We start from the raw sequence: 15,064 nt of genomic DNA, 5'->3' as shown, positions 1-15,064 counted from the left end.
GCCGGCGTGCGCCGGCTCTCAGCCCAGATGCGTTCTGAACCGCGAGATGTGGTGGCGGCGTTCGGCGCTGGCACTGCTTGCGGAGGAAGCATCGCGGACTTCGCCGCCACTGCGCCGCACGGTGCTCGAGGTATAGCGCTGCAACGGCGCGTTGTGCACGCTGCCGGCGGCATTCGTGGCAACGGCGGCGCTCACCGCAACAGCGGGCATGGCGCGCGTGACGACGGAACTCGGGGCATGCGGGAACGCCACGGACTGACCGTTAGCGGACGCGCTCACGCCGCCAGCAGAATCGCTGTCTGCGCCGCCAGGCATTTCACGCTCGATCCATTCACGCGCCCAGTCGAACGCGTAGTGCCGCGCCGCTTCGTCATCGCCGAACGGCGGCCCGATGAGGCCCGAGCGCTCCACGCGCTTGCCGTCCTTGAGGATTTCCACGGCCGCGCGATACATGTCGTTGCGCGCGGGCTCCACGCTCAACTGGATCTCATAGCCGCGCCAGTGCGCGATCTGCGCAGCTTGCGGCGTGGCGTTCGTCCACGGCGCATCGCCTTCGGCCTCGAGCGTCTCGTCGCTCACCACCGTGCGGCTGGCAACAGGCACGCTCGCGCTCGCGTCGGCAGGACGCGGCACGGCACCCGATCCGTGAGACGGTTGCGAGCGATGCGGCATGTGCTGCGCATGAGCCGGTCTGGCGGACTGCGTGAGGCCGTCGTCCAGACTCACGAGCTGACGCGTCATGCTCTCGATAGGGTTGGCGAGCGGCGCGTCGGCAACCGACGCGGGCGCCTGCCATGCCTCGGGGCTCTTCCAGTAGACCGCGGGCAGGCCATCGTCTTCGACGACTTCCTCGGCCACGGCAGCCACCGACTGGGCCGCCTGCGGGCTCTGCACGGCCACCTGAGGCTGCACGGGCTCGGGCACGTAGACGAAGCTGCGGCCACGCTGCACGAGCAGCTTGACGAGCTCGCCGAGCGTGCCGCTCACGTGCCATTCCTCGAAACGGCGACGGCAGGTCGGCCCGGAAGGATAGCGCGCGGGCAGACGCGACCAGGATTCACCGGTCGTCAAGATCCACAGCACAGCGTTCGCTACGACACGCGGCTCCGCGCGCGGGCGGCCGCGGCGGTTCAGCCGTATGGGAGGTTCATCGGATACGAGCGAGGACACCAGCATCCACTCGTCATCGCTCAGTTCTTCGAAATTCATGCTGTTCTCCACGCAGCCGGACCGGGGCTGCTGTGACGGAGCCTTCGCTCGCGGATCTTGCTGTCCGCGTTGGCGTGCTCGGTTGCACCATATGGTTATATGACATGTTCATTTGCTCCTCCGGCCGCACATTGGCAGTGCGTGTATTCACGGAAGTGACGCAAAGAACGTGGTCTCACTCGTGCAAGGGAGAATTTGTGCAGGAAGCATACCACCTGAGACCAGCCGATGAGGAGGGCGGTAATAAGTGTTACGGTTAGAAACAAAGTAACCCTTTGTGTGGCCCAGATTATGCGGGTTCGCACTTGCAAACTCGCTTGCGCTCCCCTCACGACTTCGAAAAGCCCTTGCGGCAAGGCCTTTTTCGCCCTTTCGCAAGTCCTTTGCTTTCCTTCCCCCAACAACTCGATGCGCCCTCGTGCATCCATCTCGTGCCAGACCCCGTCACGCTTCATGCAACTGGGCGCTTCGCCATGCATGCCGGCTATCCGGGCCGCCCTCTTCTCCGGCGACATCGTTGCCGCCCATCTTCCCCGTGGCTCTGTTGTGCCCGCAACAAGTGACACAGCGATGAAACACAGTCCTCCAGCGGGTTGCACCCGTCATTTCATGCCCCGCACATACGCGGCCACGCAGCAAAGGCCGCGCGGCGAATCCGTCTATAGTACGAGGGCCTCAGTGATCACACCGCTTGTTATCCAGGAGATTCGTGTATGCATACTTCAGCATTGCGCGGCGCCCGCGCCCTGATCGCCGCGACCGGTGTCGCCGCCGCTCTGCTTGCGCCGTGGAATGCGGCGCAAGCCCAGCTTGGCAACCTCCTCAACCAGGCAGGAGGCAGCGGCTCGACTTCGGGCGCGGGCGGCAGTCTGGGCAATCTCGGCGGCCTCGGCAGCACGCTTTCGGGCTCCTCGCTCACCTCGAGCAGCGTCGGCAACGTCACGGGCCTGCTTCAGTACTGCATCAAGAACAATTACCTCAATGCCGACTCTGCCAGCAGCGTGAAAGACTCGCTGCTCAGCAAGCTGCCCGGCGGCGCTGCCACCACGGACACCGGCTACGCGCAGGGCAGCAACGGCATCCTCACGGCCGGCAATGGCTCGCAACTCGACCTCTCCGGCAACGGCCTGAAAGAAGCGGCCACCAAACAGGTTTGCGACAAGATCCTGACCCAGGCGAAATCAATGCTTTAATAGAACGCGCGGGACCGCTACAAGCTCGGCCACGCCCGCGTGCACGCGCGAGGCGGCCGGCTTTTGCGGTCCAGAGATCTGTCCGACTGGGTCTGCCCGAAGGGGTCTGCCCGACCGGGTCTGCCCGACCGGGTCTGCCCGACCGGGTCTGACCCACTGGGTCACACTGAATGTGCGGTGCGGCGCAGAATTGCGCAATTTCCGTGCCGCGGCGCTTGAACACCAGCGGCGTTTGGGTGTCGAATGGGTTCACGCGGAATGCAAGTCACTGCCATGAACCAGCATCGAGTCTCCGTAGTGCCTTTCTTCGTCATGCTTTGCGCGCTTTGCGCGGGGCTTGCCGCCCTTCTCGTGCCGCACGTCGCGAAGGCGCAATCCCACGACGAACAGTTCGACTGCAAGTCGAACCCGCATGAATTCATTTCAACGCTGATTGCAGAAAAGTCCATCGACCCGACGCCGAGCCGGGTGGAAGCCAATTCGGTCAACGCATTCAGCCCCGTGCACGGCAGCCGGCTGAGCGCGTTCGGCTTTCCCATCTACGTCGTGCTCGGCTACGCGCACGACGACACGCTCTTCCATCGCGGCGCGGGCAAGGAGCTCGATGCGCCGCTCTATGGCGTCGTTGTCTCCGCCCCAGCGGAATCGGTCCGCACGCGTGTGCGCGAGGCCAATAGCGACGTCACCGTGCAATCGGTCGTGCCACTGCTGCTCACGGCCATCGTTTGCGGCGGCTGAGGCGTTCGCAAGAGCGGCCTGCACTCACGGTCCACGCGCGCGGTACACCGCTTCCCGGCCAGGTGAACAACGCCTGACGAGGATCGCTCAGGCGAAGAACGCCAATGCGCCCAGCACCACGCCCGCCGCGCCAACGCCCAGCGAAGTCCACAGCAGCCACTTGCTCCGCGTGAGCAGCGTAATTGCCGTGAGGGCGATCGAAATCTGAATCAGCGTGGTCGCCTGGGCCCAGCGATGGTGACCGTGCAGCAGGGCCTCGGCGCGCGCGTCGTCCTCGGCCACCTGCTTCTCGAGCGACTCCGCCTGCGCGCGAATGGGCTCCTTCTGCTTTCGATAGCGATCGACGTCGGCGGCAAAGCGGCGCTGCGCTTCGCTCGAGTTCGGCGTGAGCGCGGAAAGCGCAGCGCCCAATTCGGCGAGATTCTCCTTCTCGCCTTTCGCCTGGTAATACGCCCATTGATTCGCCGCTTCGGTCTTGCGAATCGCCGCTTCATTCTTATAGTAGAGCGCGAGATTTTCGCTGTTGCCGCTCTGGTAAGCGAGGATCGCGCCAATCGAAGCAAGTATCGCGGTCATCACCGCCATGCGGCCCGGAAACGGATCGCGCTCCCCATCGCCATGACCGCCGCGGCCGGCGGCCGCGTGCTCGACCGCGTGATCGTGCGGACCGTGCACTTCATAGTCTTCAGACATCCAACGACTCTCCGGTAACTCAGATACCTTCGCGCACGGTACATGCCTCACCGTGTTCTCGCGAAACGCTCAATTATCGTGAGCGCGGGCCGCTTGTCCAGTATCCGTTACGCATGTCACACAGAGAAAGGGAAACGTATTAATTGCCAATTTAATTGAAAGCTCATTGTTCGGCGAAAATGATCTTGCAAATATGAAAAAAGCCCATTCGGCTTTATTCTTGCCATCGTCCCTTTTTCATAGCTTCTTCCATCATTCCGAGCGTCAATGCGTGGCCGCCCAACATTTCGCGCGTCCGGGCACTAAACGGAGACTTCACCACTGCCGCCAGAAACGAGCCAATGCCAAGCTTCTCAGAGGGGTAGTAGTCGTGGAGATCGAAGCTGGTCATATCGATGTTGAACTGCTCAGCCCACTGTTTGAGCAATCGGTCGATGTGCGGCGGGTTCATGTCCAGATCGTGGTAAAGGTCCACGTCACGCGTGAGATCCAGCTTGCCGATCAGCGGCTCGCCGGCCTCCTTCCTGATGAACTCCTCAAGCTCAGTCCAGGCATCCACCATTACAGACGATCCTCAGGTTTTGCGAGCTGGTTATAGGCGACAACCGAACGGTAGAGAATGGTCGAAACATCGGTCGCCAAGATAACCCAGCCTACTCCAGGAATAGCGCGACCCACGAACGCGCCTAGACTCCGCGTGAACTTGATCCTCAGCAGGATGAGGCTCTTGAACGACGTCACCGTTGGTAAAACTCCTCGTTTGAATTCATAGGGCAGGAGACGGCGCGAAACGACTGAGGCTACCGAAGTCCCCTTGACCGCGCCCGCAAATTTGCTACGCGTTGGGATGTACCGCTGACCCAGTAGAACCATGCCGACGCCAACCACGTCATCGACGCCCAGTTGCTTGCAAGTCTCATCTACAACGACGAGAAAAACAATTCTGATGGCGTTAGCCCTTCGTGAATTCCGTATTGGTAAGTATTGCTCATATATGAAGATGCCGCCATTCAATGTGGATATATTTAGACGCGAAACTGATCGACAGCTTACACGCCCTCTACCACCATGCACACGTATCTACATCATGTATTCGAGAAGACTGTCACGTGCGATCAAGCCGATCCAACACCCCCTGGCCCACGGCTTGCCATCGCACGCAGCGACTGAATGAAAACGGCCCGCGCCATCCCCGCACGAAGAGCGGAAACGGCGCGGGCCGCAATGCGCACCACGCGCGAGCGTTCAACCACCCAGGTAGGCGCGCTTGATATTGTCGTTCGCGAGCAGATTCTCGGCGCTATCGGCGAGCACCACGCGCCCCGTTTCGAGCACGTAGCCGCGATCGGCCACATGAAGCGCCTTGTTCGCATTCTGCTCGACGAGGAACACCGTCACGCCCTCCTCGCGGATCGCGCGGATGATGTCGAAGATCTGCGCGATCACGAGCGGCGCGAGGCCGAGCGTGGGCTCGTCGAGCAGCAACAGGCGCGGCTTGCTCATCAGCGCGCGGCCGATCGCGAGCATCTGCTGCTCGCCGCCCGACATCGTGCCGGCGCGCTGCTTGGCGCGCTGGTTCAGACGCGGGAACAGCTTGAACACATGCTCGATGCCCGCGTCAATCTCGTGCTGCGAGGCGAAGAAGCCGCCCATCTGCAGATTCTCGAGCACCGTGAGGCTCGGAAACACGCGGCGGCCTTCCGGCGAGATCGCCATGCCCTTGCGCATGATCTCGTGCGTGGACTTGCGCGTGATGTCCTCGCCTTCGAACGTCACGCGCCCCGACGAGGCGCGCGGCGTGCCGCACACCGTCATCATGAGCGTGGTCTTGCCGGCGCCGTTGCTGCCGATCAGCGTGACGATCTCGCCCTTGTTCACTTCGATCGACACGCCCGCCAGCGCTTCGACCGCGCCATAGTGGGTATGGACCTTTTCCAGCTTCAGCATCAGTCCTCTCCGAGATAGGCCTTGATCACGCGCGCGTCGTTGCGCACTTCGTCGGGCAGGCCGATCATGATCGGCTTGCCGTGCTCCATCACGAGGATGCGGTCCGAGACACCCATCACGAGGCTCATGTCGTGCTCGATCAGGAGTACCGAGATTCCGAACTCGTTGCGCAGGCCGTCCACCATCTGCTGCAGCTCGATCTTCTCCTGCGGATTGAGGCCCGCCGCGGGTTCGTCGAGCATCAAGAGACGCGGATCGGTGATCATGCAGCGCGCGATTTCGAGGCGGCGCTGATGGCCGTACGAAAGCGTGCCCGCCTCGCGGTTGGCCACCGGCTTCAGGCCTACGCGCTCGAGCCAGTACGCGGCGCGCTCGAGCGCGGCGCGTTCGGCGCGGCGGTACGCGGGCGTCGCGAACAGGCCGCTCAGCATGTTGCGGTTCACCTTCAGGTGCTGCGCGACCATCAGGTTCTCCAGCACCGTGAGCTGCTTGAAGAGACGAATATTCTGGAACGTGCGCACGAGGCCGCGGCGCGCGACCTGATGGCTCGGCTGGCCAGTAATGGCGTGGCCGTCGAGCACGATGTCACCGGCGCTCGGCTTGTAGAAACCGCCTACGCAGTTGAACACCGTGGTCTTGCCCGCGCCGTTCGGGCCGATGATCGCGAACACCTCGTTCGGACGCACGTCGAAGTCGATGCCGTCCACGGCCAGCAGACCGCCGAAGCGCATCTGCAGGCCCGCTACTTTCAACAACGCTTGTGCGCTCATTGCGGCAACTCCACGTGCGGACGGCTTGCGGGCAAGAGGCCCTGCGGACGCCACATCATCATCAGCACCATCACCAGGCCGAAAATCAGCATGCGGTACTCGGCAAAGCCGCGCGCGACTTCGGGCAGCACCGTGAGCAGGATGGCCGCGAGCACCACGCCCAGTTGCGAGCCCATGCCGCCCAGCACCACCACGGCGAGAATCAGCGCCGACTCGATGAAGGTGAACGACTCGGGCGTGACGAGCCCCTGACGCGCCGCGAAGAACGCGCCCGCGAGACCCGCGAACGATGCGCCCAGCGTGAACGCCGAGAGCTTGATGCGCGTGGGATTCAAACCCAGCGAGCGGCACGCGATCTCGTCTTCGCGCAGCGCCTCCCAGGCGCGGCCCATCGGCATGCGCAGCAGACGGCTCGTGACGAACAGCGTGAACGCCACCAGCACCAGCGCGAGCAGGTACAGGAAGATCACCATGTGCTCGCCGCTGTATTCGATGCCGATCAGTTCGTTGAACGTCTTCGCGCCTTCCACGCTCGCGTGGCGGGCCATCTCGAAGCCGAACACGGTGGGCTTCGGAATGCTGGAGATGCCGTCCGGGCCGCCCGTGATGCTCGTGAGGTTATTGAGCAAGAGGCGGATGATCTCGCCGAAGCCGAGCGTCACGATGGCGAGATAGTCGCCGCGCAGGCGCAGCACCGGGAAGCCGAGCACGAAGCCGAAGGTGGCCGAGGCCAGCGCCGCGAGCGGCAGGCATTCCCAGAACGTGAAGCCGAAGTACTGGTTGAGCAGCGCATACGTGTAGCCGCCCACCGCGTAGAAGCCCACATAGCCCAAGTCGAGCAGGCCCGCGAAGCCCACCACGATATTGAGGCCCAGGCCGAGAATCACGTAGATGAGCGCGAGCGTGGCTACATCCACCGCGCCGCGCGAGCCCATGAACGGAAACACCGCACCAAACGCGAGCAGCACCCAGATGGCCGTGCGCTGCTGGCGCGCGCCGAGCGTGGGCGCTTTGGGCAAGCGCACCGTACTCGTTGCGCGTACCAGCATCGGCTTGATGAGCTGGAATACGAACACGAGCGCGGCGGCAATCCACACGGGACGCCAGTGCTGGTGCAGCACGACCTGATAGCCGTCGAGCGTGAGCTGCAGGCCGAGGATGGGTGCGGTGAGGATGATCGTCGCGACGGCCGCGGCGAGCGCGCCCTTCACGGTCTGCGACGACGACTGGCCTTCTGCGGCCATGCGAACCGAAACAGTCTGACTCATTTCGACCTCACACCTTTTCGACGTCCGGCTTGCCAAGCAGGCCGGTGGGACGGAACAAGAGCACGAGCACGAGCAGGCCGAAGGCCACGACGTCCTTGTACTCGGCCGGCATGTAGCCCGCTGCGAACGTTTCGGCGAGACCGAGCAGCACGCCGCCGAGCATCGCGCCCGGAATGCTGCCGATGCCGCCGAGCACCGCGGCGGTGAACGCCTTGATGCCCGCGATGAAGCCGATATACGGGTTGAGCTTGCCGATCGTGAGGCCGATCAGCACGCCGCCCACGGCCGCGAGCATCGCACCGAGCACGAACGTGAACGAGATCACGCGGTTCGTGTCGATGCCGAGCAGGTTGGCCATTTTCATGTCCTCGGCGCAGGCGCGGCAGGCGCGGCCCATGCGCGAGCGCGAGATGAACAGCGTGAGCGCGATCATCAGCACGAGCGTCACGCCGACGATCAGCATGCGCGCATACGGAATCGTCACTTCGAAGCTGCCGCCCATGTTGAAGTCGAGCGCGCCGGAGATGAGCTCCGGCACCGAGACGTCGCGCGCGCCTTGCCCGATCTGCACGTAGTTCTGCAAAAAGATGGACATGCCGATCGCGGAAATGAGCGGCACGAGGCGCGGCCCGCCGCGCAGCGGCCGATACGCGACGCGCTCGACCGCAAAACCGTAGAGCCCGGTCACCAGCACCGAGACGATGAGCGCCGCGCCCAGCACGAGCGGCAGCGGATAGCCCGCCGAGGTGCCGATTGCCGTGAGCGTGACGAGGCCCACATAGGCGCCGATCATGTAGATCTCGCCGTGAGCGAAGTTGATCATGCCGATGATGCCGTAGACCATCGTGTAGCCGATGGCGATCAGCGCATAGATCGCACCCAGCGTGAGCCCGTTGACGAGCTGCTGGGTGAACTGCGGAAGAAAATCATTCATGCCTTAAGCCCCGCGGCAGTGAAGCCGATGAGAGAGCCTTGAAACCGTGCCGATCTGGTTGATTTTGTTGCGCGCACAACTGATGCGAGACAGACTCCACGCCCCGCCATGGCGGCGGGGCGTGCGCAGCGTGCGGCGCCGGGATCAGTTCGCGGCAGTCTTGGTGGCGTCCTTGTGCCACGTGTAGACGACGAAGCGGAACGACTTCAGGTCGCCCTGAGCGTCGTACTCCACCTTGCCGATCGGCGTGTTGAAGGCGTTCTTGTGCAGGTAGGCGGCAACCTTGGTCGGGTCGGTGCTCTTCGCGCCCGCGATGCCGTCGGCGATCACTTCGACCGCAGCATAAGAAGGCATCTGGAACGGACCGTTCGGGTCGCGCTTGGCGTCGGCGAAGGCCTTCACGAGCTTTGCGTTGGCCGGGTCGGAAGCGAAGTCGGCGGGCAGCGTGACGAGCATGCCTTCCGAAGCCGGGCCGGCAATGGCGGTCACGTCCTTGTTGCCCACGCCTTCCGGTCCCATGAACGTGGCCTTCACGCCCTGTTCACGCGACTGGCGCATCAGGAGACCCATTTCCGGGTGATAGCCGCCGAAGTAGACGAAGTCCACGCCCTGCGACTTGAGCTTGGTGACGACTGCCGAGTAGTCCGAATCGCCTGCGTTGATGCCTTCGAATATGACAACGGGAATGTGCGCCTTGTCGAGCGCGGCCTTCACCGAGGTGGCGATGCCCTGGCCGTACGACTGCTTGTCGTGCAGGATCGCGACCTTCTTCGGCTTGACCTTGTTGATGATGTAGGCGGCGGCAGCCGGACCTTGCTGGTCGTCGCGGCCGATGGTGCGGAAGATGTACTGGCGCTTCTTGCCTTCGGTGAGCTGCGGCGCGGTTGCCGACGGCGTGATCATCACCACGCCTTCGTTCTCGTAGATGTCCGAAGCGGGAATCGTCGAGCCCGAGCAGACGTGGCCGACCACGTACTGGATGTGCTGCGAGACGATCTTGTTCGCGACCGCGACGGCCTGCTTCGGCTCGCACGAGTCGTCCATCAGGACCGCTTCGAGCTTGTTGCCGTTCACGCCGCCGGCGGCGTTGATCTGTTCGATTGCGGTCAGGGCGCCCGCCTTGACCATGTCGCCGTACTGGGCAACCGGGCCGCTGAACGGGCCGGCAATGGCGATCTTCACGGTGTCGGCGTTCGCAGCTGCGCCAAAGGCAAGCAGCGCGGCGGCCACGGAAAAGGAAGTCAGGCGGTTAAGGCGGGACAACGGCGTCATCAGGAGCTCCTCGATTGTTTTCGGGTCAACCGGGCAGACGGGTTGACCTGCGCAAACGAACACGAACAGCACCCCAAGGACTTCGACGGGGAGGACAACAAGGACGGGCCAAAAGACAAAAGACGCAACGGGGCCCGGCATGTATCGGCCGCCTGGTAGCGGCTTCAGTTCGGAGAGACTGTGGGTACAGCCTCTATTGCGCAAGCGATCCGCCTGCCCCGTTCACTGCATTTCAAACCGGAAAGGTGGTCCGGCCAAAATCAGCGACCCGCGGATGCTATCAATAAACCCGCCCTTTCCGCAACCGAGGGTTTTTTCGGATATCGATAGGTATATTGATCCCTGTCAATTGACGAAAACCACCCGGAAGCGGCCGAAAACCCTTGAAAAATCGGTGCGGAAAGGGGTTCGAAGTCGCGGCGCGGCGGCAGGAGGCCCGTCCGGCGGACGGTCTGGAAAATTCATTTCCAATGCGAAATTTGGATTATTAACCACCCTTTCCACGAAACCTCATGAGGGCCTCATCGAATATATTTATTCTGATGCCGCATCATTTTAACGATCCGCGAAATCTCTCCCGAAAGCGCATCTTCATGATAGTACTAACCCTAAATGCAAACTGCGCCAACCCATTGATTTTATTCGCAAAAATTACATTTTCATTTCAATCGGGCGCTGCAGAACCGCATAATCCGGCCATGATCTCGCCGCATGCGCGGCTTTCATTATTTCCAATCCGAAACCAGGAAAACTTCCAGCATTCCGCCGATTTTTCCCAAAAATCGCCGATACGATTTAACGCTCGCCGCCACGACACCGTCGCATCCATGCACCACTCGCGCCCGGCGCGTTCCGGACCCATGAAAGGCGATGGTATGCTCGCTGCCTTGCCGCCGGCCTGATGCGCACCATCGGCACCCAACGCGGCGCACGGCGTGCAGAGCAGCGCCGCGCGCGTCCGGTGGCGCTGCCGCGCCCCGCGGCCCACACCCGTCCAGAACCGAAAGAACCGACCATTCGGGGGAGATCAAAGAGAATGAAGAGCTTCACGCAAGCCGCCAAGGCCGCCACCCTTACCCTGATCGCCGGCGCCGCCGCGCTCACGTTCGCCACCGGCGCCGCACAAGCGGCCGAGACCGCGACCGTGGAAGTGCTGTCGATCGTCGAGCACCCCGCGCTGGACGCGATTCGCGACGGCGTGCGCGACGAGCTGAAGGCCGCCGGCTACGACGCCGGCAAGAACCTCAAGTGGGAATACCAGAGCGCGCAGGGCAACACCGGCACGGCCGCGCAGATCGCCCGCAAGTTCGTGGGCGACAACCCGAGCGCGATCGTCGCGATCGCCACGCCTTCGGCACAGGCCGTTGTGGCTGCAACGAAGACCGTGCCCGTGGTCTACTCGGGCGTGACTGACCCGGTCGCCGCACAGCTCGTGAAGACGTGGGCGCCGAGCGGCACGAACGTGACCGGCGTGTCCGACAAGCTCCCGCTCGACAAGCAAATCGCGCTGATCAAGCGCGTGGTGCCGAACGCGAAGAACGTGGGCATGGTCTACAACCCCGGCGAAGCGAACTCGGTCGTGGTCGTCAAGCAGCTCAAGACGCTGCTCGCACAGCAGGGCATGACGCTCAAGGAAGCGGCCGCGCCGCGCACCGTGGACATCGGCCCGGCGGCGAAGAGCCTGATCGGCAAGGTCGACGTGATCTACACGAACACCGACAACAACGTCGTCTCGGCCTACGAGGCGCTCGTGAAAGTGGCCGACGACGCGAAGATTCCGCTCGTCGCCGCCGATACGGACAGCGTGAAGCGCGGCGCGGTCGCGGCGCTCGGCATCGACTACAGCGACCTCGGCCATCAGACCGGCAAGGTGGTCGTGCGCATCCTGAAGGGCGAGAAGCCCGGCGCGATCGCATCGGAAACCAGCAACAAGCTGCAACTGTACGTGAACCCGGCCGCCGCGCAGAAGCAAGGCGTGAAGCTCTCCGACGACCTGCTCAAGGATGCCACGACGGTCGTGAAGTAAAGCGCAACGTTACCGCGTGACAGCGCGCGGGCCGTCGCGTCATGGCAATGCGCTCGCCCCGCGCGGCGCGTTGCCGATCGGAAACGGCGTGGCAATACCGCCGGGAAACCGCGGAAGCACGCCGCCGGAACGCGACACATAAGCGCGCCACACAAGCACGCCGCAACAGCACAACGCAAAAAAGACGCAACAACGCAGTCGAGCCGTAAAAAAAACGTACCGGCCCAGAACGGGCCCCGTGCCCGCAGGCACGCGCCGCCTCACCCAGGCTGCGCGTGCCTGCGGCGACCGATCCGGCGCAGCGACCACGACCCGCGCGCTGGAGACCGCAACAGGATTTCCCATGTCCCTCTACTCGCTACTGGGCGCGCTCGAGATCGGCCTGATCTTCAGCCTCGTCGCCCTCGGGGTGCTGATCTCGTTTCGCATCCTCAACTTCCCCGACCTCACCGTCGACGGCAGCTTCCCGCTGGGCGGCGCCGTTGCCGCCACGCTGATCGCCAATGGCCACGATCCCTTTCTCGCGACCTTCTGCGCGATGCTCGCGGGAGCGCTCGCGGGTTTCATCACCGGCTGGCTCAACGTGCGCCTGAAGATCATGGACCTGCTCGCCAGCATTCTCATGATGATCGCGCTCTACTCGATCAACCTGCGCGTGATGGGCGCGCCGAACGTGCCGCTCATCTCCGAGGCCACCGTCTTCACGATGATCCAGCCCGCGTGGCTGCCCGATTACGTGCTGCGCCCGCTCGCGCTACTCGTCGTGGTGCTCGCGGCCAAGTTCGGCGTGGACTGGTTCTTCTCCTCGCAATACGGCCTCGCGCTGCGCGCGACGGGGGCCAACCCGCGCATGGCGCGCGCCCAGGGCATCGCCACGGGCCGCGCGACGCTCGCCGGCATGGCGCTCTCCAATGCGCTCGTGGCGCTCGCCGGATCGCTCTTCGCGCAGACGCAAGGCGGCTCGGACATCTCGATGGGCATCGGCACCATCGTGATCGGGCTGGCCGCGGTCATCATCGGCGAAAGCATTCTGCCCGCACGCCGCCTCGTGCTCACGACGCTCGCAGCCGTGCTCGGCGCGATTCTCTACCGCTTCTTCATCGCGCTCGCGCTCAATAGCGACTTCATCGGCCTGAAGGCTCAGGACCTGAATCTGGTCACGGCCGTGCTCGTGACGATTGCGCTCGTGCTGCCCGCCACGCGCAAGAAACTCTTCGCCCGCAAGAACGGGAGGGCCTAAGCGATGCTCAGCGCACAAGACCTCAAACTGACTTTCAACCCCGGCACGCCGATCGAAACACGCGCGCTGCGCGGGCTCACGCTCGAGATTCCCACGGGCCAGTTCGTGGCCGTGATCGGCTCGAACGGTGCGGGCAAGTCCACCTTCCTGAACGCCATCAGCGGCGACCAGATGTTGGATAGCGGCAAGATCACCATCGACGGCAACGACGTCACGAAGAAGCAGGCATGGGACCGCGCACATCTCGTCGCGCGTGTGTTTCAGGACCCGATGGCGGGCACCTGCGAGGCGCTCACGATCGAGGAGAACATGGCGCTTGCGATGGCGCGCGGCAAGCGCCGCGGCTTCGGCCCGTCGCTCAAAAAGCAGGATCGCGAACTGTTCCGCGCCAAGCTGAGCCTGCTGAATCTCGGCCTGGAAAACCGCCTGACCGACCGCATCGGCCTGCTCTCGGGCGGCCAGCGCCAGGCCGTGAGCCTGCTGATGGCCTCGCTCCAGCCCTCGCGCATCCTGCTGCTCGACGAGCACACGGCGGCGCTCGATCCGAAGACGGCCGCCTTCGTGCTGGAGTTGACCGCACGCATCGTGGAGGAGGCGAAGCTCACCACCATGATGGTCACGCACAGCATGCGCCAGGCGCTGGACTACGGCCAGCGCACCGTGATGCTGCACCAGGGGCAGGTGGTGCTGGACGTGTCCGGCGATGCACGCCGGGGTCTCGATGTGCCTGACCTGCTGCGCATGTTCGAGCAGACGCGCCACGAGAAGCTCGACGACGACGCGCTGCTGCTGGGCTGAGCGCCGGCACGCGCCAAATGCAAAAACCCGCCCCCCCCGGTTGGCGGGTTACTCATTTCCAGGCAATTATTCTGGATCCCGAACAAAATTCCGGTAGGCCAGTGGGCCAGTGGGCCAGTGGGCCAGTGGGCCAGTGGGCCGGTGGGCCGGCGGGCCGGCGCGGCCAACTCGGGGCCGGTTTCAGGCGGACTTCGAATACTTGAAGGTACCCTGCGCGCTTGCGATCAACAAGCGGTCGTCCACCCAAGCCTCCGCGCGCGCGAAGAAAATCGACCGGCCGCCGCGCTCCAGAAAGCCCTTGGCGCGCACGAACTGCCCTAGCCCCTTGTCGAGATAGTTGGTGGTGAGCGAGAGCGTAAAGCCGTGGCGCTTGGGTGCGTCGGGCTCCGCGAACAGGCCCGCATAGCCCGCCGCCGCATCGAGCAGCGTGGCGATCGCGCCGCCTTGCAACACGCCCTGGCGGTTGAGCTTCGAGGCGTCGATCGGCATGAGCAGCTCCGCGTATCCCTCGCGCCACTGCGCAACGCTCACGCCGAGCGTTTCGAGGAACGGATTGTCGACGGCGAATTGCGGCATGCTGCGGTCTCCTTGATGATGTCGATGTACGGTGTCGATGTACGGTGTCGATGCGGCCCGGCGCCTTGCGCACGCCATTCGCGCGCGGGCCACGCCACGCCACGCCGCGCCGCGCCGCGCCAAGCCAAGCCGAGCCAAGCGAGGCCGGAACCGGAGCCGGAGCCGGAGCCGGAGCCGGAGCCGGAGCCGGAGCCGGAGCCGGAGCCGGAGCCGGAGCCGGAGCCGGAGCCGGCAGTCGATTATAGGACGCAGCCCCCGGCACCGCAGCGCCCCCTCACCCAACTGTGCACTGTTCAGAGAAAATCCGCGCAACTGTACATGGTTTTATATGCGGCCCGGAAGAACACTATACTTTTCCCCGCCGCCCACGTGCGCGCATTTCTCCCCAGCACCGCAAAGG

Annotated in this window: 15 protein-coding genes and 1 pseudogene; 6 read left to right on the top strand and 10 right to left on the bottom strand. The window is 63.9% G+C overall.

Annotated elements, in window-relative coordinates; translation table 11 throughout:
- Positions 1-18: 18 nt before the first annotated feature.
- A complete protein-coding gene (locus tag BO1_RS50590; RefSeq protein ID WP_043284485.1) occupies positions 19-1,209 on the bottom strand; it encodes a transposase in 1,191 nt (396 codons plus the stop codon).
- A gap of 713 nt (positions 1,210-1,922) precedes the next feature.
- On the opposite strand from BO1_RS50590, the gene BO1_RS11225 reads away from it, so the two are divergent.
- Positions 1,923-2,402: a DUF2501 domain-containing protein gene (locus tag BO1_RS11225; RefSeq protein WP_043284483.1), complete on the top strand. Its 480-nt coding sequence runs from the start codon at positions 1,923-1,925 to the stop codon at positions 2,400-2,402.
- A 273-nt stretch (positions 2,403-2,675) separates the two neighbouring features.
- Positions 2,676-3,140: a hypothetical protein gene (locus BO1_RS11220; protein WP_245643764.1), complete on the top strand. Its 465-nt coding sequence runs from the start codon at positions 2,676-2,678 to the stop codon at positions 3,138-3,140.
- Between the two features lie 87 nt (positions 3,141-3,227).
- Here the strand turns inward: BO1_RS11220 and BO1_RS11215 are convergent, their stop codons facing one another.
- From BO1_RS11215 to BO1_RS11180, 8 genes and pseudogenes are all read right to left on the bottom strand, one after another.
- Positions 3,228-3,833, bottom strand: coding sequence for a DUF4337 domain-containing protein (locus tag BO1_RS11215; RefSeq protein ID WP_028217643.1), 606 nt, complete (start codon positions 3,831-3,833; stop codon positions 3,228-3,230).
- A 214-nt stretch (positions 3,834-4,047) separates the two neighbouring features.
- The gene (locus BO1_RS11210; RefSeq protein WP_028217642.1) at positions 4,048-4,395 is read right to left on the bottom strand and encodes a DUF1493 family protein; all 348 of its coding nucleotides are present in this window, start codon (positions 4,393-4,395) and stop codon (positions 4,048-4,050) included.
- Positions 4,395-4,825: pseudogene (locus BO1_RS61970) on the bottom strand (STM2901 family protein). The gene BO1_RS11210 and the pseudogene BO1_RS61970 overlap by 1 nt, the downstream one beginning before the upstream one ends.
- A gap of 253 nt (positions 4,826-5,078) precedes the next feature.
- Positions 5,079-5,780, bottom strand: coding sequence for an ABC transporter ATP-binding protein (locus BO1_RS11200; protein WP_028217641.1), 702 nt, complete (start codon positions 5,778-5,780; stop codon positions 5,079-5,081).
- Complete coding sequence (gene livG / locus BO1_RS11195; RefSeq protein WP_028217640.1) at positions 5,780-6,550, bottom strand: high-affinity branched-chain amino acid ABC transporter ATP-binding protein LivG; 771 nt, start codon at positions 6,548-6,550, stop codon at positions 5,780-5,782. The genes BO1_RS11200 and livG overlap by 1 nt, the downstream gene beginning before the upstream one ends.
- A complete protein-coding gene (locus tag BO1_RS11190) occupies positions 6,547-7,818 on the bottom strand; it encodes a high-affinity branched-chain amino acid ABC transporter permease LivM (RefSeq protein WP_028217639.1) in 1,272 nt (423 codons plus the stop codon). The genes livG and BO1_RS11190 overlap by 4 nt, the downstream gene beginning before the upstream one ends.
- A gap of 7 nt (positions 7,819-7,825) precedes the next feature.
- Positions 7,826-8,752, bottom strand: a complete 927-nt coding sequence (gene livH, locus BO1_RS11185) for a high-affinity branched-chain amino acid ABC transporter permease LivH (protein WP_028217638.1) — start codon at positions 8,750-8,752, stop codon at positions 7,826-7,828.
- Between the two features lie 144 nt (positions 8,753-8,896).
- On the bottom strand, positions 8,897-10,024 hold the full coding sequence (locus tag BO1_RS11180) for a branched-chain amino acid ABC transporter substrate-binding protein (protein ID WP_043284480.1): 1,128 nt from the start codon (positions 10,022-10,024) through the stop codon (positions 8,897-8,899).
- Between the two features lie 512 nt (positions 10,025-10,536).
- Here BO1_RS11180 and BO1_RS58965 point away from each other — a divergent pair.
- The 4 genes from BO1_RS58965 to BO1_RS11165 all read left to right on the top strand — a co-directional run bounded on the left by BO1_RS58965 (position 10,537) and on the right by BO1_RS11165 (position 14,088).
- A complete protein-coding gene (locus BO1_RS58965) occupies positions 10,537-10,926 on the top strand; it encodes a hypothetical protein (RefSeq protein WP_156992205.1) in 390 nt (129 codons plus the stop codon).
- Positions 10,927-11,060: 134 nt separating this feature from the next.
- On the top strand, positions 11,061-12,050 hold the full coding sequence (locus tag BO1_RS11175) for an ABC transporter substrate-binding protein (protein ID WP_028217636.1): 990 nt from the start codon (positions 11,061-11,063) through the stop codon (positions 12,048-12,050).
- Between the two features lie 343 nt (positions 12,051-12,393).
- Positions 12,394-13,290 carry an ABC transporter permease gene (locus BO1_RS11170; RefSeq protein ID WP_028217635.1) on the top strand — a complete coding sequence of 299 codons (897 nt, stop codon included), beginning with the start codon at positions 12,394-12,396 and terminating at the stop codon, positions 13,288-13,290.
- A gap of 3 nt (positions 13,291-13,293) precedes the next feature.
- Positions 13,294-14,088, top strand: a complete 795-nt coding sequence (locus BO1_RS11165) for an ABC transporter ATP-binding protein (RefSeq protein WP_028217634.1) — start codon at positions 13,294-13,296, stop codon at positions 14,086-14,088.
- Positions 14,089-14,268: 180 nt separating this feature from the next.
- On the opposite strand, the gene BO1_RS11160 is transcribed toward BO1_RS11165, so the two are convergent.
- Complete coding sequence (locus tag BO1_RS11160) at positions 14,269-14,664, bottom strand: PaaI family thioesterase (protein ID WP_028217633.1); 396 nt, start codon at positions 14,662-14,664, stop codon at positions 14,269-14,271.
- Positions 14,665-15,064: the final 400 nt, after the last annotated feature.

Source organism: Paraburkholderia oxyphila NBRC 105797 (assembly GCF_000685075.1).
Taxonomy (GTDB): domain Bacteria; phylum Pseudomonadota; class Gammaproteobacteria; order Burkholderiales; family Burkholderiaceae; genus Paraburkholderia; species Paraburkholderia oxyphila.
Note: the sequence above shows the minus strand (reverse complement) of the source record. Positions and strands in the feature narration are given on the sequence as shown.